This window comes from Albimonas donghaensis (genome assembly GCF_900106695.1).
Taxonomy (GTDB): Bacteria; Pseudomonadota; Alphaproteobacteria; order Rhodobacterales; family Rhodobacteraceae; genus Albimonas; species Albimonas donghaensis.
This window is the reverse complement of the sequence record NZ_FNMZ01000003.1, coordinates 322,081-339,851: the sequence shown is the minus strand read 5'-3', so window position 1 is coordinate 339,851 and position 17,771 is coordinate 322,081. Positions and strand designations below refer to the sequence as shown.

Genomic DNA, 17,771 nt, shown 5'->3' with positions numbered 1-17,771 from the left:
AAGGAGCGTACCGTACATGGCCCTGCAGGATTTCCCCGACGATTTCCAGGCCCTGGCCTCGATCGACTGGGGAACCCAGCTCGACGACGCGCAGGTGGCCGATGGCGTGGTCCGCATCAAGTTCCTGCCGGGCGAGGGGCGCACGGCCTGGACGGCCTACGAGAAGAACCGGGTGATGAAGGCGCTGGAGGAGTTCTCCGACGTCATCCCCATCGAATTCCAGAAGGTGAACGACCCGCGCAAGGCGGATTTCAAGGTCTCGAAATACGCCGACCGGGACGACCCGACGCTGGGCTTCATGAACCCTCCGGGGGAGGAGCTGGAAGGCGTCGGCAGCTTCAACGCGCTGGGCGCGGGATGGGATTCGAAGAAGGGCAAGGGCTCGACGCTGGAGAAGGGCGGATACGAGTTCTACACGCTGATCCACGAATTCGCCCACGGGCTCGGGCTCGCCCATCCGCATGACGACGGCGGCGAGTCGGAGGTGATGACCGGGGTCGCGGATCCGGAGGATCTCGGGGTCTGGGATCTGAACCAGGGCGTCTACACGGCGATGAGCTACAATCGCGGGCTGGCCACCGGCGAGGGGGCGACGACCTACCGTTTCTGGACCTACGGCCACCAGTCGGGGCCGGGCGCCATCGACATCGCGGCGTTGCAGATGAAATACGGCGCCAACCTGACCCATGCGGCGGGCGACGACGTTTATGTCGTGCCGGACCAGAACCGGCGCGGGACCTATTGGGAGACGATCTGGGACACCGCCGGCGAGGATGAGATCCGCTACAACGGCACGCGCCCGGCGACGATCGACCTGCGGGCGGCGACGCTGACCGACAATCCCGGCGGCGGCGGTTTCCTGAGCCAGTCGGAGCCGGCGCGGGGCGGCTTCACCATCGCCTACAACGTGGAGATCGAGAACGGGACCGGCGGCGCCGGCGACGACCATATCCGCGGCAACGACCTCGACAACGTCATCAAGGGCCGGGGCGCCAATGACCGGCTGATCGGCGGGCGCGGCGACGACGTCGTGAACGGCCATGCCGGGCATGACGCGCTGATCGGCGGGGCGGGCGACGACCGGCTGCGCGGCGGCGCGGGCAATGACTCGCTGGACGGCGGCGTCGGCGCCGACCGGATGAAGGCCGGGGCGGGGTTCGATTCGCTCATCGGCGGGCGCGGCGGCGACCGGATGGCCGGCGGCGGCGGCGACGACGACCTGAAGGGCGGCGGCGGCGCGGACCGGATCAAGGGCGGGGCCGGGGACGACCGGCTGAAGGGCGGCCGCGGCGACGACCTGCTGGTGGGCGGCGAAGGCGATGACGCGATGACCGGCGGCGACGGCGCCGACCTGTTCCGCTTCGGCCTCGGCGACGGGGCGGGGCGCGACGTGATCGCGGATTTCGAGACCGGGCTGGACGCCATCGAGCTGGTCAACCTGACCGCAGACTACGCGCGGGCGCGGTTCGGCGCGGTGCTCATCCTGGTCGAGACCGGCGGCGAGATCGAGGTCCGCAGCTTCGACGGCGCGGCGCTGAGCGAGGACGACCTGTTCGTCTGAACCGGTCGCCCGGCGCGGCTCAGGTCTCGTCGCCGGTGAGGCCGAAGGCGGCCAGCGCCTGGGCGGCGGCGATCTGGGGGGCGGTGTCGCCCTCGCCCACCGACTGCTCCAGCGCCGGCCAGATCGCGGCGACCTCCGGCGTGCGGCGGAAGCGGCGCAGGAGCCGTTCCTCGACCTCGGCGCGGAACCAGGTGACGGCCTGCTGGCGGCGCTTGTGGTCGCGGATCCCGTTCTCGCGGCGGAAGGCGTCCAGGGTGAGGATCTCCTCCCACGCCTTTTCCAGGCCGTCCTCCTCCAGCGCCGAGACGGCGATCGCCTTGGGGAAGCCCTCCGGGTCCTGCCCGCGTTTGCGCAGCAGATGCAGGGCGCCGGCGTAATCGGCGCGGGTGCGTTGGGCGGTGGCCTTCAGGTCGCCGTCGGCCTTGTTGACCACGATCATGTCGCAGATCTCCATGATCCCGCGCTTGACGCCCTGAAGCTCATCGCCCCCGGCGGGGGCCAGCAGAAGCAGGAAGATGTCGGTCATGTCGGCGACCATGGTCTCGGACTGGCCGACGCCCACCGTCTCCACGATCACCAGGTCGAAGCCGGCGGCCTCGCACAGCAGGATCGCCTCTCGCGTGCGGCGGGCGACGCCGCCCAGCGTGGCGCCGGAGGGCGAGGGGCGGATGAAGGCGTTGGGATGGCGGGACAGGTGCTCCATCCGGGTCTTGTCGCCGAGGATCGAGCCGCCGTTGCGCGAGCTGGACGGGTCCACGGCCAGCACCGCGATCTTGCGGCCCTGATCGGCGAGCCGGACCCCGAAACTTTCGATGAAGGTGGATTTGCCGACGCCCGGCGTGCCCGAAAGCCCCAGCCGCACGGCGTCGCGGGGGGCGGCGTGCAGCCGGCGGACAAGCGCGGCGGCGGCGCGGCGATGGTCGGCGCGGGTCGATTCGATCAGCGTGATTCCCCGCGCCAGCGCCCGTCGGTCGCCCTTGGCCAGCCGCGCGGCGAGGTCTTCGGCCAGCGCCTCCGCCTTGGGGTCGATTTCGGGGTCCGGGATCGGGGCGGTCGTGCCGGTTGAGGTCAAATGCCAGGTTCCTGCCATCAATTTCATGCGAGCGCCGACGGAGCGCCATGGTTCCGCCCGTGTCTACCTTGGTTATGGCGGGTGTCGGAAGCCCCCCCGCCCGACGCGGCGCCCCCCACCCCCGCCTTTCCCGGGTCGGCCGCGCGGGCGAACAGCAAGGAGGATGGCGCATGACGAACGACGGGAACGAGCGCGGACCAACGCCCCGGACGACGCCCGGGGCATCGACATCAGGCGTGGAGGACGCGCGGCCGCGCCGCCCTCTGCCGGTCAAGAGCCGGTCGGGGCTGGCCGTGGCGGGGCTGAGCCTGGGGCTGAGCGCGATCGGCGCCATCGGCCTGCCCTTCGCGCAATACGCGGACGCGTCGGCGAGCCGGGCGGCGGAGCCCGGGGTGGTCGAGATCCGCTTCGACGAGGCGACCGCCGGCAGGATGCGGGTCCATGTCAGGTTCCGCGACCGCGAGGCGCAGAACGGCCCCTGCCCGGCGGCGCGCGACGACGCCTGCGTGATGCCGCTGACGGTCCAGGCCGCCGCGACCGGCCCGGCCTTCGCCGCCGCGCCCATGCGCGGGCGGCTCTGACGGGCCGCCGCCGGATCAGGCGGGATCGAGGGGCGTGTAGCCCTCCGGCCGGAAACGCGGCGTGCACAGGCACAGGAAGACCAGATCCCCGGGCCCCGGATTGCGGGCCCGTTGCGGCGTGCCGGCCGGGATCAGCGCGGCGTCGCCCGCGGCCAGCGGGGACCAGGCCCCGGCCAGCTCGATCTCTCCCGCCCCTTCGGTGACGATGTAGCGCTCGGCCACGTCGAGCGCGTGAAGCTCGGTGGTGACGCCGGGCGGGACGCGGGCCTCGGCCAGCGAGGTCTCGGGCTCTGCCGGGTCGTTGAGCAGTTCGCGGATCGCGCAGCGCTCCCGCGTCTCGAAGGGCGCGGAGGCGGCGGCGGGGAGGATGCGGGGGCGCGTCTGGGGTTGTGTCATGGATGCAGGCTGGGCGCGGGGCGCGGCGGGCGCAAGCCTTTCCCGCGGATTGACCGCGCGGGCCCGCGGGGGCAAGGGTTCCGTTCGACCCATCGCCCCTTTCGCCGACCCGCTCAGGAGACCTCCGATGAAGATCGACGGCGTGCCCTTCCGCACCATCTGGCCGGCCGAGGACGGGCGGGCGGTGGAGATCCTCGACCAGACCCTGTTCCCGCACCGGTTCGAGATCCTGCGCCTGTCGGGGATGGACCAGGCGGCCCATGCGATCCGGGTGATGCAGGTGCGCGGCGCCCCGCTGATCGGGGCGACGACGGCCTATGGCGTGGCGCTGGCGATGCGGGTCGACGCCACGGACGCCGGGCTGGCGGAGGCCTGCGCGACGCTGCTGGAGACGCGGCCGACCGCGGTCAACCTGCATTGGGCGCTGGAGCGGATGAAGGCGGTGCTGGCCCCCCTGCCCGCGGAGGCGCGGGCGGAGGCGGCCTGGGCCGAGGCGGCGGCGCTGTGCGACGAGGACGTGGCGATCAACGCGGCCATCGGCGATCACGGGCTGGAGATCATCCGGGCCATCGCGGCGAAGAAGCCGGCCGGCGAGCCGGTGCGGGTGCTGACCCATTGCAACGCCGGCTGGCTGGCGACGGTGGACTGGGGCACGGCGACGGCGCCGATCTACAAGGCCCATGACGCGGGCATCCCGGTGGAGGTCTGGGTGGACGAGACCCGGCCCCGCAACCAGGGCGCCTTCCTGACCGCGTGGGAGCTGGGCCGCCACGGCGTGAAGCACAAGGTGATCGTGGACAATGCCGGCGGTCACCTGATGCAGCGCGGGCTGGTGGACATGGTGATCGTGGGCACCGACCGCACCACCGCGCGGGGCGACGTGTGCAACAAGATCGGCACCTACCTGAAGGCGCTGGCGGCGCATGACAACGGGGTGCCGTTCTACGTGACCCTGCCGAGTCCGACGCTGGATTTCTCGGTCCAGGACGGGTTCGACATCCCGATCGAGAGCCGCTCGGGCCGGGAGGTGACGCATCTGGCCGGCATGACGGCCTCGGGCGCGGTGGAGGAGGTGCGGCTGACGCCCGAGGGCTCGGAGGGCGAGAACCCGGCCTTCGACGTGACCCCGGCGCGGCTGGTGACGGCGCTGATCACCGAGCGCGGGGTCTGCGCGGCGACCGAAGAAGGCATCGCCGGCCTGTTCCCGGACCGCGCCGCGGCCTGAGGGGCGCCCGGCCCCGGCGGGGGGAGCCGCGCGCCGGCCGGCCCGAGGGCTGCGCCGGGGCGCCCGCGCGGCGTTGGGGCCGGGCGCCGGGCGTCACCGGCCGCCACGCCCGCAGGGAGCCATTCCGCGGCGGCCGGCGGGCTGCTATGCGGGAGACGCCAGCGCAGGAGCCCGCCCATGCATCCCAATCCCGCCTATCGCAAGGCCGATGACGCCGCCAACCTCGCCTTCGCCGGAGAGCGGGGCTTCGGGGTTCTGACCGTCGCCGGCGCGGTCGATCCGCAGGGCTTTCCGCTGATCTCCCACATCCCCTTCACGCTGGCGGAGGACGGGACCCGGGCGGAGCTGCACCTGGTGCGCTCCAACCCGCTGGCCCGTGCGCTGACCGGGGGGGCGCTGACCGGGGGGACGCTGCCCGCGGCGCTCGCGGTGTCGGGGCCGGACGGCTATGTTTCGCCGGACTGGTACGGGGACCCGCAGCAGGTTCCGACCTGGAACTACGTGGCCGTCCATCTGCGCGGGGCGCTGCGGCTGGAGCCGCCGGAGCGCCTGCGCCCGTATCTCGACCGTCTGTCGGCGCGGTTCGAGGGCGCCATCCCCGGCAAGACCCCGTGGAAGATCGACAAGATGGACGCCGAGGCGCTGGGCAAGATGATGCGCATGATCGTGCCGGTGAGCCTGGAGATCGCGCAGGTCGACGGGACCTGGAAGCTGAACCAGAACAAGCCCGAGGCCGCCCGGCTGGGCGCGGCGGCGGCGGTGGAGACCGGCTCGGGCGCCGAACTGGCGGCGCTGGCCGCGCTGATGCGGAACCCGCCGGCCTGACGCCGCCGCCGCCGCCGCCAGGCGCGGCGTGGGGGCCGGGGCCGGGGGCCGCTCCGCCGCCCCCGCGGCCGTCACGGAAATGACGCCGTCTTCTCACGCCGATGTCACCGGGGTGCGGATGATGGGCTCTCGATACTGGAAATCGGGAGACAGCTTCCATGCCCGCGCCGCTCATCACCGAATTCGTTCCCGACGCCCTGCCGGGGATAGTCCTGGGGCTGACCCTGGCCGCGGCCGCGGCGCTGGCCGGGCTGCTCGGGCGGGCGTTCCTTGACCGGGACTTCGCCTTCTGGCCGGCGCCGGACCGGAAATCCTGGCAGCACCGCGCCGCCTTCGGGCTGTTCCGGGTGTTCTGCGGGGGGACCGTGGTCTTCGCGCTGCTCGACTGGGGGACGATGGGCTGGGATCACTGGTCGCGCATCGCCATCGGCGCGCCGCTGATGATCGGCGCCTTCGCGGTGACGTTGCGCGGCTACGCGTTCCTCGGGCTCGACAACACCTATTGCGCCGCCGACGGGCTGGTGACGGGCGGGATCTACGCCTGCTCCCGCAATCCGCAATATGTGAGCTCGGTGCTGGCGACGGTGGGGCTGGCGGTGTTCGCGGGGTCGTGGATCACGCTGGGGCTCGCGGGGGCGCTGTTCGGGCTCTACCTGCTGTTCGCGCTGAACGAGGAACGCTGGCTGCACGCCTCCTACGGAGAGCGCTTCGCCCGGTATTTCCAGGAGGTTCCGCGGTTCCTCGACGCCCGCAGCCTGCGCCGGGCGCGGGAGGCGCTGGCGGATTGAGGCAGGCTGGAAACCGGCCCTGAAGCCAGATCCCGCCAGACGAAAAACCCCCGCAGGACGGACCTGCGGGGGTTTTTCATGGCGGGTGTCGAGCGTTCCGGAGACCCGTGGGGGTGGACCTGCGAACGGGAAAGCGGCGCCGATCAGGCGGCGGCCTTCGAATCCTCGTCCTCGTCGCGCTCGCCGCGCAGGGCCACGGAAGTCCGGATGCCCTTTTCCACGAAGGCCATCAGGCCCTTGACCGAACGCTCGTTCGGCTCGATGCCGGCGCAGGAGAGAACCTCCCGCCCGTCCTTGGATCGGGCCCAGCGCGCGATATTCTCGGCGCCCGTCCCGGATTTCCGCTGCTCCATCACCGCATCGTCCAGGGCGGCGAGCACGACGGCTGCGAACAGCTTCCGCGCGCGGGCGCCCTGGTCGTTGGTGTAAGAGCTCATGTCGGCTGCGTCGAACATCGCGCCGCGTCCTCCTGGTGAGTCTTAAGGAAAGTTGAGGCGTATGTAGTCTGTCGCAAATCCTTCAAGCTAGGACCTGAAACGCATGGCAGCCATGATCGGAGCGCATAGCGTCTGTGCCGACGCGCACATTTCGCGGGCGGAGGGCGCCGCGAATGGCGGCAAACTCGGTCCGGCGAGGCTCCGGAACCGGCATCGACAGGCGATCCGGTCGCGGCGCGTCGCGCTTGAAGGCGCGGCCGGCAGGACGCATCCTGCCCCGGCGCGCGGAAGCTGATACAGGGGTCCGGCGCGCGCCGCAAGTCGCCCCGCATGACGTTGAGGATGCAAGGACATGGACCCTGACGCGCGCCCCACGCCCCAGGCCGGCGCCGACGCGGCCCGAGGGTCCTCCGGCGCCTTGGCCGACGCCGCCGCCGCGGCGGTTCCAGGAGAGAAACGTTTGAAAAACCGGGGATCGGAAGACCTGCGCCCGGCGCCGGGTCGGGCCGCGCGCTGGGCGTGGATGATGTTCGACTGGGCGGCCCAGCCCTATCACACGCTGGTGATCACTTTCGTGTTCGGTCCCTATTTCGTGTCGGCCGTCGCCACGGATCCGGTGCGGGGGCAGCAGATGTGGGGGCTCGCGGTCGGGCTGGGGGGCATGGCGATCGCGATTCTCGCCCCGCTGATGGGCGCGATGGCCGACGCGACCGGACCGCGAAAGCCCTGGGTGGCGCTCTACTCGCTGATGTATGTGCTCGGCGCGTGGCTCCTGTGGTTCGCGGCGCCGGGGATGGCGGAGCCGGGATGGGTGCTCGCCGCCTTCGTGATCGGGCTGATCGGGGTCGAGTTCGCGACCGTGTTCACCAACGCCATGCTGCCCGACCTGGCCCCGCCGCAGGAGGTCGGGCGGCTGTCGGGCTATGGCTGGGCGCTGGGCTATGTGGGGGGCGTGGTTTCGCTCGCCATCATGCTGACGCTGCTGGCGGAGAACGACGCCGGCGTGACCCTGCTGGGAACCGCGCCGGCGTTCGGGCTGGACGCGGAGGCGCGGGAGGGCACGCGCATGGTCGGGCCGGTGACCGCGCTGTGGTATGCGATCTTCGCGGCGCCGCTGTTCCTGTTCGTGCCCGACGCGGCCCGCAAGGGTCCGTGGCGGGGCGCGGCGGGCCGGGGGCTGCGGGAGCTTCGGGCCTCGGTCGTCGGGCTGCGGGACCGGCCGAGCCTGGCGTGGTTCCTCGGCGCCTCGATGATCTATCGCGATGCGCTGAACGGGTTCTACGCCTTCGGCGGGGTCTATGCGGCGGGCGCGCTGGGCTGGTCGGTGGTGCAGATCGGGATATTCGGGATTCTGGCGGCGGCGGTGGGCGCGGTCGGCGCGTGGCTGGGGGGGCGGGCCGACGCCGCCTTCGGGCCGCGGCCGGTGGTGCGCGCGACGCTGTGGGTGCTGCTGGGGGCGACGCTGGTCGGCGTCTCGGTCAGCCGGGAGGCGGTGCTGTTCGTCGTGCCGGTGGGCGCGGGCTCCGGGCTGCCGGACCTGATCTTCTACATCTCCGGCGCGCTGGTGGGGGCGGCGGGGGGCGCCATGCAGGCGGCCTCGCGCACGCTGCTGGTGCGCCAGGCGGACCCGGCGCGGATGACGGCGGCCTTCGGGCTCTACGCCCTGGCGGGCAAGGCGACGTCCTTCGCGGCGCCGCTGCTGGTGGCGGCGGTGACGGCGCTTTCGGCCTCGCAGCAGGCCGGCGTCGTGCCGGTGGCGCTGATGTTCGCGGCCGGGATCTGGGCGCTGGGCCGGGTGAGCGATGCAACGGGACGGGAGGCGCAGGCATGAAGCTCGTGGCGATGACGGCGGCGGTGGTCCTGACCGTCGCGTGCGGAGCGGCGGAGGCGGCGCCGCTGGCGAAGACCCTGTTCGGCGCGAAGCAGGCGGGGTCGGCCCAGATGCCGGCGCCGATGGGAAGCTACGCCAAGGGCTGTCTCGCGGGCGGCGTCCAGATGCCGGCGAGCGGGCCGGGCTGGCACTTCGTGCGCCTGTCGCGCAACCGCAACTGGGGCCACCCGGAGGCCTTCGCCTTCCTCACGCGGCTGGCGGCGGCGGGACAGGCGGCGGGGGGCTCGACCCTGCTGGTCGGCGATATCAGCCAGCCGCGGGGCGGGCCGATGACCACGGGCCATGCCTCGCACCAGATCGGGCTGGATCTGGACATCTGGTTCCGGCAGGGGCCGGGTTCGGCCATGTCGCACGCCGCGCGCGAAAGCGCCGGGGCGGTGTCGATGGTGGCCGCCGACAAGCGGAGCGTGACGGCGGCGTTCGGCCCGATCCAGCGCGCCCTGCTGCGGGCGGCGGCGGAGGACGGCGCGGTGGCGCGGATCTTCGTCAACGCCGCGATCAAGGCCGAGCTGTGCCGGAGCGAGCCCGCGCCGCGGCCCTGGCTGCGCAAGCTGCGGCCCTGGTGGGGGCATGACGCGCATTTCCATGTGCGGCTGGCCTGCCCGGCGGGGGCGGAGCTGTGCAGGGACCAGGCGCCCCCGCCCGCCGGGGATGGCTGCGACGGGTCGATGGACTGGTGGTTCTCGGACGAGGCGCTGAATCCGCCGCCGCCCAAGACGCCCCCGGTGCGCTCCCGCGATGTGATGACCCTGGCCGATCTGCCCGAGCAATGCCGCGGCGTGCTGGATGCCGACTGAGGCGCGGCGGGCCGCGGGGCTGGCGGCGGGCCTGATCCTCACGCTCGCCGCCGGGAGCTGCGGGCCGGCGACGGGGGAGGAGGGCGCGCGGTTCGAGGCGCCCGGCCGCGCCGTGGCGGTCGAGATGCCGGCGGAGGCGCGGTTGCGGCTGGTCGGGGCGGTGGATCTCGGGCTTCCGGCGCGGGGCTTCGGGGGGCTTTCGGGGCTGGAGGTCTCGGCGGATGGCGCGCGGCTGGTGGCGATCTCGGATCGCGGCGGCTGGCTGGCGGCGGGGATCGCGCGGGGCGGCGGGCCGGACCGGGCGCCGACCGGGCTGAGCGGGGCGCGTTTCGGGCCGATGCTGGCGGCCTCGGCGGACGGGCCTCCCGCCCCGCCGGCCCCGGCCCGGCGCGACGCCGAGGGGTTGGCGATCCCCGATCCCGCCCTGGCGCCGCCCTGGTTCGTGAGCTTCGAGCAGACGCATCGCATGGACCGTTTCGCGGGGCCGGATGCGGCGGCCGAGCCGTTCGTCCGGCTCGACACGCCTACCGCGCATCACGTGGCGCTGACGGGCAATGACGGGTTCGAGGCGCTGGCCGTCGCCGGGGACGGCCGCTTGCTGGCGGCGCGCGAGATCTGGGAGGACCGACCGGAGGACGCGCGCTGGATCGCGCGCGACGGCTCCGAGACGCCCGCCGACCTGCCCCGCGACAGCCGCGCGCCGGCGGTGGGCGCGGACTTCGCGCCGGACGGGACGTTATGGCTGCTGCGTCGGCGATTCGAGTTGTTGGGGGGCTTTTCCTTCGCCATATGGCGCCACGTTCCGCAGGGTGACGGTTTCGGTCCCGGAGAGCGGATGCTGGACCTGCCCTTCGGCGACGCGGCGGACAACGCGGAGGGGCTCGCGGTCTGGGTCACGCCGGCGGGGCGCACGCGCATCATTCTGATCTCGGACGATAATTTCGTGCCGCTTCAGCGCAGCATTCTCTACGAATTCGAACTTCCCGACTGAATCCCGCGTGAATTCCCTTGGGAAGGGCGAGCCTGACGGTTATGTTCGCCTTGGCGACAATGTTTGCGAATGCCTCGCGTTGGCGTCCCGTTCCGGGACACTGGCTCCGGACCTGACGCCGGGTTTCACGCGGGGCGGGCATGCCGGAAACGGCGTTGCGCAGGGATGGCGTCGGGAGGCTTGTGTCCCGCCAGGCTCTCGTCGCCTGGGGGGAGGAGAACGGCGCCACCTTCTTCTCCCCTCTCAACACCGTTCCGGCGACAGGGGGCTCTCAACACGGGCCCCGCGACCCGGATCCCCCGACCCGGATCCCGCCACACGCCGCTCGGACCGCGCCGTTCGGCTCAGCTCTCGGCTTCGGGGGCGGTGAGGGTCAGCACGCTCGGCTCCGCCTCCAGATCCGCCACGCCGAGCGCGATTTTCGGCCGGGCCATGCGGTTGCGGGTGACCCAGACCAGGTTCTCCTCGGCCCGGGTGATCGCGACATAGGCGAGGCGTTTCCACAAAGGCAGCCCGGCCTCGGTCCGCCCGGCGCGCCAGGCGGCGAAGAGGTCCGGGGCGAAGACCTGAACCGACGGCCACTGGCTGCCCTGCGCCTTGTGGATCGTCGCCGCGGCCCCGTGCAGGAAGGCCGCGCCCATGGTGGCGGCGGTGGGGATGAAGGGCTCTTCCTCGCCGGGGCGCTCGATCTGGATGATGGCGGCGACGTTGACCTTGGGGTCCTCGGCGCCGACCACATGCACCCGCGCGAAGCCCGGTTTCCGCCCGGCCCCGAGATAGACGCATTGCGCGCCCTTCACGAGCCCGCGGGCCTCCAGGTCGATGCGCTTGCGGCGGTGCTTGAGCGGAAGCTCGACGCCGTCGCAGATCAGCGGCTCGCCGGGGATCAGCTCGAATTCCGGGGCGTCATGGACCGTGCGGAAGGCGGAGATCAGCCGGATCCGCGTGGCGTTGCGCCAGACCAGCATGGGCGAGCGGGCCATGAGGTCGGGGTCGGCGCGCTCGGCCAGGATCACGCGGGGGTCCTGGGCGGCGGCGGCTTCGACGCGACGCTCGAACTGGTCGAAATCGAGCTCGGGGTCCGACAGCGAATGCGCGAGGTCGAGAATCGGGTTGTCCGCGGCCTGGCGGTGGATGCGCGACAGGGTGATGACCCGCGGGGCGGGGAGCTTGTCGAAGATCATCGCGCCGGACTGGCCGACGGGGGCGAGCTGGGCGGGGTCGCCGAACAGCACGATCAGACGGAACAGGGCCTTGAGATCCTCGAACTGCTTGTCGTCCAGCATCGAGGATTCGTCGACCAGCGCGATGTCGAGATTGTCGTCCCGCCGGGTCCAGCCCTTGATGAAATCCGAGCCGCGCAGCCCCATCGCGGCCAGCGCGCCGGGGATCGAGCCGTGGGACTTGTAGGCGGCCTCGGCGCGGTCGAGCAGGGCGTCGTCGATCTCCTCCAGCTTGGGGCGATCGGCCTCGCCGGCGAGCCACTGGGCGATTCGCTCGTATTCGGGGCTGTAGACCGGGGAGTAGACGATTCGGTGGATGGTGGTCGCCGGCACGCCGAGATTGCGCAGCACGGACGCCGCCTTGTTGGTGGGGGCGAGCACCGCGAAGGTGCGGCGGCCGCGCTTCTTGCGGCCCTCCCAATCCGAGGAGACGGGCTCGACCCCGGCCTCGGTCAGCTCCTTGACCAGGGCGGCGAGCAGGCGGGTCTTGCCGGACCCGGCGCGGCCGAGCACGGCCAGCGCCGCGGCGGGGCGGTCGTCGTCCTCGTCCAGCGGCTCGATCTTCTCCTGCTCGACGTCCACGCCAAGCGCTGTGAGGCTTTCGAGCACGAGGGCGCGCGCGGCCTCCTGGTCCTCGGAGAAGGACCGGGGCGAGATCGTGGGGGTGAGACCGGGCTCGCCCATGGCGTCCTCCGCTGACCGTCGCGGTCCCCGGGCGGGGGCGCAGAGCTACGGTCTAGACCGGATGGCGGGCGGAGGGAATCCGGGAGCGGGCGCGTGGGCCGGGATATGCGCGCGGGGACATGCGGTTCGGGATATGCGGGGCGGGGGCGGGATATCGGGGGGAAGGGGGCGTCGAGCCCCCTCCCCCCCGCGCATCGCGGGCGCGATGCGGGGCCGTCCCCCCCGGGCGCGGCGTTCGGGGCCCGCGTGGCGCGGGCCGCGGGCGGGTTCAGGCGGCGCGGGCGGCGCGGGCCTGCATCGGGACGACGTTGGAGGGGGCGAAGCCCGCCGCCTGCGTCGCATCCCCGGCCGCATCCTGCGCCGCCGCTTCGGCCGCGAGGCCGGCGCGCAGCTTGCCCTCGATCCGGGCGCGGTCGATGTCGCCCCGGGCCTGCGCCAGCGCGCGGCGGCCGGCGAGCGGGGCGGGGACGGGCTCGAGCTCCAGCCCCTCCGGCGCCTTGGCGAGAATGGCGGCGCGGGCGTCCTGAGACACCTCCCACAGGCCGAGGCAGAGCTTGTCGCGGCCCTTCCCGTCCTCCGCCACGATCTCCGGCGCCCAGCCGGTGGAGCGGTAGATGCGGCGCATGGGGGCGTCGAACACCGCCGCGTAATGGGTCAGGCCGAACCGCAGCGCCACTTCGCAGCCCGCCAGCATCAGCGCGGTGGAGATGCGGGCCCCGGCGGCGGCCCCGCCGGCGATCCGGGGCGAGACGCAGAAGCGCGTGCTCTCCCAGATCAGGGGCGAAGTGATCTCGCCGCCCATCAGGTGCGAGAAATGGTCGTTGAGCATGGTGCGCCCGGTGGTCGGCATCAGCCGGCCCGAGCCGCCATGGGTGCCGTCGGGCAGCACGTAGACGCAGTAAAGGGCGTCGGGGCCGTCATACTGGTCGCGTTCCCAGCCGTTGGGATCGACGCGCACATCCCAGTTCAGGCGGGTGCGGAACTGGCCGGCGCGGTCGCGGAACATGGTCTCGGCCAGAAGCGGAGACGTAGTGAGGTCGTTGCCGTAAATGAAACGGATCATTGCAGCGCTCCTTTTGGGGGTGCGCCGAGTATTGCCGCCAAAGTTAAAAAAATTGGTAAACGAGACTCGAAGAAGTCGCGTGTTTCAGTCGGTTTCGACTAAATCTTGATCGACCCGCCCTTCACTGCGATGGCCACCGCGTGGAAGGCGTTGAGCCCGCCGAGCTTGTGACGGGCGCTGTCGAGATACACCCGCAGGGTGCTTTCGGAGATCTTCAGCTTCTCGGCGATCTGGGCGCGGGAACGGCCGGCGGCCATCAGCGCCAGCGCGTCGCGTTCGCGGGGGGAGAGGCTGGGCGGGGCCAGCGGCTCGGCGGCGCCGTTGATCTCCAGCGCGTGGCGATGGACGTGATGGGCGATGAGCAGCAGGTCCTGCGCGCTCTCCGCCAGCAGGGCGCACCAGTCCCCCTCCGGGCACTGCTTGGAGACGGTGAACATGGCGAACTGGCCGCCGGGGCCGTGGATCGGGATGGTGTAGCCGTGATTGCCGACCCGGAATTCGCGGGCCTCGGACAGGAGGCGGCGCACCGGGCGGCCGGTCCAGTCGAGGTCGTTCCAGTTGATCGGCGCGAAGCCCCCGACGGCGGAGAGCACCACCGGGTCGCAGTCGCGGTAGCGGACGTCCTCGTAGCGCTGGTGCCAGGCGTGGTCATAGGTCATCGCGCCGAATTCGCAGCCGGCCTTCGGCCCCCCGAGGGACAGGGCGTAGTAAATGCAGTTGTCCATGTCGTAGAGCGCGCGCACCCGATCGAGAAACAGGCGCAGCGTGCCCGCATCTGTGATCGAGGGCACCGCCTCAACTATGGATTGCAGACGCTCATGCATGCCCCGCTCCCCGCGTCAGCGCGGCGACCGGGAGCTGCGATGGTCCGAGGCGCGCGGCCCGCGGAGGCTCTCCCCAGAGCCGCCCGCGGAAGTCGCGCGTCGTTCATGTCCCGATGGCGCGGCCCTCACGGCCGCCTGACGCTTATCCGTTCAGAGTAGCGGAGGTTAACGGCCATACAACCTGAAATTGATCCCTGCGCCCGGAAACAGCTCCGACCCCCGTCCCGGAGCGGGGCGGGGGCGCGGATCGGCGCACAAGTATTCGTCCCGTCGCGCAAGAATTCGCGACAGGGGACCGGTCGCCCGCCTGGCGTCAGACGGGGCGTGAAATTTTTTCCTCTCCGGGACGGGAAAACACCGCGACGGGGGCGAAAGGCCCGGTCGTGAGACCGAATCCCCGGCGCGAGTCGGCTTCCCGAGCCGAATCAGCAGCGCGCAACTCCGCCGCCGCGACCACGATCGCGTCGTCCAGCTGCTCGGCGAGCCGCATGTGGTAGTTCCGAATCGCGTACTGCCGCAGGTCCGCCAGCACGTCGATGATCCAGTCCTGAGCCATGATCGCCTCCTTCAGTCATGCGTTTCCGCGGGTCGCCGGCCTGACGTTCGGGCGTCGGGCCGATCCGTTGAACACATGCTGCCGAAGTCGGCGGTCGCGCGACATTCGCCACATATTCCTCCCCAGAAATGGCGAGGCGAAGAGGGCAAGTCGTTGAAACGCTTGGATGGGCGATGGGGCTGTCTGGCGGTCCTCCCTGGGCCGTTCCGATTCGCGCGGCCGTTTCGGACGACGTCCCGGACCCGCCTCGGGGGCGGAGGGGGAGGGCGTCCCGCGCGGCTGCGCAGCTCCTGGGGCAGGGGCGCGCGGCCCGCCTGGGGGCCGCCTGCGGCGATCGGAGGGCCGCGCGCCCCGGCGGGCGCTGCGGGGGGCTGGGCGTCGGGCAGGGCGCCCCGCGCGACGCGGGCGCCTGACGGACGCCGCCCTCGGTCCTCCTCCGGCATGCGGGGGCGCCGCATGCGGGCCGCGCCCCGTTCGGGGGGCGCCTCGGATCCCGGCGCGCTTCGCGGCCCGGGGGGGGCGCGGCGGTCGCGGGGGGACCCTGCCCCGACCTCGGTCGGGACCCTGCATCGCCGGTCAGGGCGATGAATATGTTGCGTTAAACTGAACGACGCGCCGGTGGGCGGAGAGGTCCGGCGTCCCGGCCGGCGCCCCCGCAGGGGCGGCCTGGCCGAAGCCCGCATGCGCGGCCCGAAGGGCGCGAATGACACGTGCGGATGGGGAGGCGGGGTCCGCGCCTGATCCCGAGCGGGGGCTCGAGACCAGGCGGACTGTCTCCCGGAAGGCGGAGGGGGTCGGCCCCTCTAAGTCGCCCGTCAGGCGCCGACGACGAACTCCAGGCGGGCGGCCGCCTCGGCGATGTCCTGATGCTCTTCGACCTTGCGGGCCATGTTTTCGCGCACTTCCTCCGTGCAGGGCCACAGGCCGGCGCAGATGGCGCGGCGATCCTCGCCGGAGCGGCCCATCACGTCGGGCGTGAAGTCCAGGCCCTTGTAGACCCGCAGCATCGGCGCATCGAACACGCCCACATAGAACTCCAGGCCGAAGCGCAGCCCGGCGTCGATGCCGGCCAGCAGCAGGGAGGAGGTGATCTTCATCGCCTCGCGCCGCGACGTCGCCGTGGGGGCGATGCACAGGCGGGTGATCTCCCAGATCGTCGGCGACTGGATGACGACGCCGTCGGTCAGGTGCGAGAAGTGCTCGCCGATCATGGTGCGGCCGGTGGTCGGCATCAGCCGGCCCGAACCGCCATGCGTGCCGTCGGCGTTTTCATAGATGATGTAGAGCGGCGCGAGCGTGTCGTACTGATCTCGCTCCCAACCGTTTTCATCGACAGAGACGTCCCACTTCATTCGGTCGCGGAATTGGGCGGTCCGGTCCTTAAACATGCCGTCAACAAGCGAGGGGTACTTGTGCAGTTCGTGAGCGTAGACGTAGCGGATCATGGTTTTTAGCCTCCTGGGGAAAGACAGTAACCATGAGTTCTCACGGTGCAGATGAATGCACCGTGAACGCGAGCGCTCAGTTCTTGCTGGATTCAAATATTGATGATGCCTGTTCGCACTGCGATCGCGACAGCATGAGGCATGTTCAGACCGCCGAGCTTGTTCCTCGCCGAATCTAAATAAACCCTGAGGGTGTTTTCAGATATTTTTAGTTGATCGGCGATCTGAGTTCGGCTCTTGCCCGACGAGATCATCGCGAGGGCGTCTCGTTCCCTCGGAGACAAGGCGACGTATTCCTGCTCGTTCTTCACATCGAAGATCTCAAGGACCTTCTGATGAATGAAGTTGGCGACCAGCAACCAGTCGCTTGCGGTCTCGGCGATATACCGTTCCCAGACGCGATCCGTGCATGTCTTGTTTATGGTGAGGACGGCGAACTGTCCGTTCGGGCCCCTCACGGGGACCGTGTAGCCCTGGTTTCCCACGCCGGCGTCCACTGCTTCGAGGATCAGCTTCCGGCGCTTCTTGGCGCTCCAGTCGAGTCGCTTCCAGTCCAACGGCGTGAAGCTCTGAACCGCTCCGACGACCGTGGGGTCCGCCTCCTTGTAGTTCTCCTCCAGGTAGCGCTGCGACCAGTCAGCCCGATAGGTGATCTCGGCGAACTGATAGTCCCCGAACGTCGCGCCTCCCCCGAAAGAGATCACGACGTACACGACATGGTCGACGTCATAGACGTCCCGCACAAGATCGGCGAAAAGTCGGATATCCTCAACTTTCCGGAACTCGGGAAGGCCTTCGATGATGGATTTTATGCGTTCGGTCATCGTGGGAGGCGCTGCATGTCTGTTCAGGACCCCCGAAACACGGGGTTCAGCAGAGCATAGCCTCCCGTTGCGCCGGAGACCATGTCCGCCGTCGCCGAATGCCGAATTTGACGCCACGGGAGCGAATCACCCTGGCGGAAGGAAGAACAGCCGGAACGCCACCACTTGACCCGAGACTGACGCAGCACGCAGGAGCAACCTGCTGTCTCGGTGGGAACGCAACGCAGGTCGCGTCCCGGCTGAGTATCGTCCGAAAACTTCGCGCCGGCTGGCGACGATACCGTCTGGGGAAAACGGTCGCCGCCGGAGCTGGATGGAAACCCTGGGGGCAGCGGTGGGTAGCCGTCTGCGCCCTATACGCTGGCCTGGGGTGCCTGCGCCCATCTCAATCAGGGAGGGGTGGCCCTGATCGCTCCTTGCCGGTCACGGTTCGCTTGTCGGACCTGGCTCGCTTGTCTTTGTTTCGGTTCGAACCCTTTCGCGTTTTCGCCATGTCCCAAGATTAGACGTTTCCACGCTCCGCGATATTCCCCGAAAATTGTGAGGGCCCATTCTGCAAGTCATTGAAATATATAGAATGGGCTTTCC

Annotated in this window: 17 protein-coding genes; 8 read left to right on the top strand and 9 right to left on the bottom strand. The window is 71.0% G+C overall.

The features are described from left to right. The first annotated feature begins 16 nt into the window (after positions 1-16). Positions 17-1,561 carry a M10 family metallopeptidase gene (locus BLV24_RS11040; protein ID WP_092681625.1) on the top strand — a complete coding sequence of 515 codons (1,545 nt, stop codon included), beginning with the start codon at positions 17-19 and terminating at the stop codon, positions 1,559-1,561. 19 nt (positions 1,562-1,580) lie between these two features. On the opposite strand, the gene meaB is transcribed toward BLV24_RS11040, so the two are convergent. Further along, positions 1,581-2,570 carry a methylmalonyl Co-A mutase-associated GTPase MeaB gene (meaB, locus tag BLV24_RS11035; RefSeq protein WP_245710538.1) on the bottom strand — a complete coding sequence of 330 codons (990 nt, stop codon included), beginning with the start codon at positions 2,568-2,570 and terminating at the stop codon, positions 1,581-1,583. Between the two features lie 233 nt (positions 2,571-2,803). Between meaB and BLV24_RS11030 the strand changes: the two genes are divergently transcribed. Further along, entirely contained in the window at positions 2,804-3,214 is a 411-nt protein-coding gene (locus tag BLV24_RS11030) for a hypothetical protein (protein ID WP_143040293.1), read from the top strand. Positions 3,215-3,229: 15 nt separating this feature from the next. Here BLV24_RS11030 and BLV24_RS11025 read toward each other — a convergent pair whose 3' ends face one another. Further along, positions 3,230-3,610: a cupin domain-containing protein gene (locus BLV24_RS11025; protein WP_092681621.1), complete on the bottom strand. Its 381-nt coding sequence runs from the start codon at positions 3,608-3,610 to the stop codon at positions 3,230-3,232. A gap of 127 nt (positions 3,611-3,737) precedes the next feature. Between BLV24_RS11025 and mtnA the strand changes: the two genes are divergently transcribed. The 3 genes from mtnA (at position 3,738) to BLV24_RS11010 (ending at position 6,448) form a co-directional block, all read left to right on the top strand. Beyond that, entirely contained in the window at positions 3,738-4,835 is a 1,098-nt protein-coding gene (gene mtnA / locus BLV24_RS11020; protein ID WP_092681619.1) for an S-methyl-5-thioribose-1-phosphate isomerase, read from the top strand. Positions 4,836-5,012: 177 nt separating this feature from the next. Beyond that, on the top strand, positions 5,013-5,660 hold the full coding sequence (locus tag BLV24_RS11015) for an FMN-binding negative transcriptional regulator (RefSeq protein WP_092681617.1): 648 nt from the start codon (positions 5,013-5,015) through the stop codon (positions 5,658-5,660). 158 nt (positions 5,661-5,818) lie between these two features. Beyond that, entirely contained in the window at positions 5,819-6,448 is a 630-nt protein-coding gene (locus BLV24_RS11010; protein ID WP_092681615.1) for a methyltransferase family protein, read from the top strand. A gap of 143 nt (positions 6,449-6,591) precedes the next feature. On the opposite strand, the gene BLV24_RS11005 is transcribed toward BLV24_RS11010, so the two are convergent. Next, positions 6,592-6,903: a DUF6280 family protein gene (locus BLV24_RS11005; protein WP_092681613.1), complete on the bottom strand. Its 312-nt coding sequence runs from the start codon at positions 6,901-6,903 to the stop codon at positions 6,592-6,594. A gap of 442 nt (positions 6,904-7,345) precedes the next feature. Here BLV24_RS11005 and BLV24_RS11000 point away from each other — a divergent pair, with 442 nt between their 5' ends. From BLV24_RS11000 to BLV24_RS10990, 3 genes are read left to right on the top strand one after another with little or no spacing between them, the layout of a single operon-like run. Continuing rightward, positions 7,346-8,716 (top strand): MFS transporter, encoded by a 1,371-nt coding sequence (locus BLV24_RS11000; RefSeq protein ID WP_245710509.1) that lies wholly within the window; start codon positions 7,346-7,348, stop codon positions 8,714-8,716. Then, positions 8,713-9,573 carry a penicillin-insensitive murein endopeptidase gene (mepA, locus tag BLV24_RS10995; protein ID WP_092681611.1) on the top strand — a complete coding sequence of 287 codons (861 nt, stop codon included), beginning with the start codon at positions 8,713-8,715 and terminating at the stop codon, positions 9,571-9,573. The genes BLV24_RS11000 and mepA overlap by 4 nt, the downstream gene beginning before the upstream one ends. Further along, positions 9,563-10,564 carry an esterase-like activity of phytase family protein gene (locus tag BLV24_RS10990; protein ID WP_092681609.1) on the top strand — a complete coding sequence of 334 codons (1,002 nt, stop codon included), beginning with the start codon at positions 9,563-9,565 and terminating at the stop codon, positions 10,562-10,564. The genes mepA and BLV24_RS10990 overlap by 11 nt, the downstream gene beginning before the upstream one ends. Before the next feature lie 344 nt (positions 10,565-10,908). Here the strand turns inward: BLV24_RS10990 and BLV24_RS10985 are convergent, their stop codons facing one another. The 6 genes from BLV24_RS10985 to BLV24_RS10955 all read right to left on the bottom strand — a co-directional run bounded on the left by BLV24_RS10985 (position 10,909) and on the right by BLV24_RS10955 (position 17,183). Further along, positions 10,909-12,471, bottom strand: a complete 1,563-nt coding sequence (locus BLV24_RS10985) for an ATP-dependent DNA helicase (protein WP_092681607.1) — start codon at positions 12,469-12,471, stop codon at positions 10,909-10,911. Between the two features lie 268 nt (positions 12,472-12,739). Beyond that, positions 12,740-13,534: an acyl-homoserine-lactone synthase gene (locus BLV24_RS10980; protein ID WP_092681605.1), complete on the bottom strand. Its 795-nt coding sequence runs from the start codon at positions 13,532-13,534 to the stop codon at positions 12,740-12,742. Positions 13,535-13,632: 98 nt separating this feature from the next. Continuing rightward, a complete protein-coding gene (locus BLV24_RS10975) occupies positions 13,633-14,358 on the bottom strand; it encodes a helix-turn-helix transcriptional regulator (protein WP_092681603.1) in 726 nt (241 codons plus the stop codon). 313 nt (positions 14,359-14,671) lie between these two features. After that, complete coding sequence (locus tag BLV24_RS10970; RefSeq protein ID WP_092681601.1) at positions 14,672-14,914, bottom strand: hypothetical protein; 243 nt, start codon at positions 14,912-14,914, stop codon at positions 14,672-14,674. A gap of 815 nt (positions 14,915-15,729) precedes the next feature. Further along, positions 15,730-16,359: an acyl-homoserine-lactone synthase gene (locus BLV24_RS10960; RefSeq protein ID WP_092681597.1), complete on the bottom strand. Its 630-nt coding sequence runs from the start codon at positions 16,357-16,359 to the stop codon at positions 15,730-15,732. Between the two features lie 92 nt (positions 16,360-16,451). Next, complete coding sequence (locus BLV24_RS10955) at positions 16,452-17,183, bottom strand: helix-turn-helix transcriptional regulator (RefSeq protein WP_092681595.1); 732 nt, start codon at positions 17,181-17,183, stop codon at positions 16,452-16,454. Positions 17,184-17,771: the final 588 nt, after the last annotated feature.

What these genes read in the sequence shown, in the direction of transcription:
- BLV24_RS11030 (WP_143040293.1), top strand. Translation starts at nt 2,804, where the DNA reads ATGACGAACGACGGGAACGAGCGCGGACCAACGCCCCGGACGACGCCC.
- mepA (WP_092681611.1), top strand. Translation starts at nt 8,713, where the DNA reads ATGAAGCTCGTGGCGATGACGGCGGCGGTGGTCCTGACCGTCGCGTGC.
- BLV24_RS10990 (WP_092681609.1), top strand. Translation starts at nt 9,563, where the DNA reads ATGCCGACTGAGGCGCGGCGGGCCGCGGGGCTGGCGGCGGGCCTGATC.
- BLV24_RS11005 (WP_092681613.1), bottom strand. Translation starts at nt 6,903, where the DNA reads ATGTTCGACGCAGCCGACATGAGCTCTTACACCAACGACCAGGGCGCC.
- BLV24_RS10955 (WP_092681595.1), bottom strand. Translation starts at nt 17,183, where the DNA reads ATGACCGAACGCATAAAATCCATCATCGAAGGCCTTCCCGAGTTCCGG.
- mtnA (WP_092681619.1), top strand. Translation starts at nt 3,738, where the DNA reads ATGAAGATCGACGGCGTGCCCTTCCGCACCATCTGGCCGGCCGAGGAC.
- BLV24_RS11015 (WP_092681617.1), top strand. Translation starts at nt 5,013, where the DNA reads ATGCATCCCAATCCCGCCTATCGCAAGGCCGATGACGCCGCCAACCTC.
- BLV24_RS10985 (WP_092681607.1), bottom strand. Translation starts at nt 12,471, where the DNA reads ATGGGCGAGCCCGGTCTCACCCCCACGATCTCGCCCCGGTCCTTCTCC.
- BLV24_RS11010 (WP_092681615.1), top strand. Translation starts at nt 5,819, where the DNA reads ATGCCCGCGCCGCTCATCACCGAATTCGTTCCCGACGCCCTGCCGGGG.
- BLV24_RS10960 (WP_092681597.1), bottom strand. Translation starts at nt 16,359, where the DNA reads ATGATCCGCTACGTCTACGCTCACGAACTGCACAAGTACCCCTCGCTT.
- BLV24_RS10975 (WP_092681603.1), bottom strand. Translation starts at nt 14,358, where the DNA reads ATGCATGAGCGTCTGCAATCCATAGTTGAGGCGGTGCCCTCGATCACA.
- BLV24_RS10980 (WP_092681605.1), bottom strand. Translation starts at nt 13,534, where the DNA reads ATGATCCGTTTCATTTACGGCAACGACCTCACTACGTCTCCGCTTCTG.
- BLV24_RS11025 (WP_092681621.1), bottom strand. Translation starts at nt 3,610, where the DNA reads ATGACACAACCCCAGACGCGCCCCCGCATCCTCCCCGCCGCCGCCTCC.
- BLV24_RS11040 (WP_092681625.1), top strand. Translation starts at nt 17, where the DNA reads ATGGCCCTGCAGGATTTCCCCGACGATTTCCAGGCCCTGGCCTCGATC.
- BLV24_RS10970 (WP_092681601.1), bottom strand. Translation starts at nt 14,914, where the DNA reads ATGGCTCAGGACTGGATCATCGACGTGCTGGCGGACCTGCGGCAGTAC.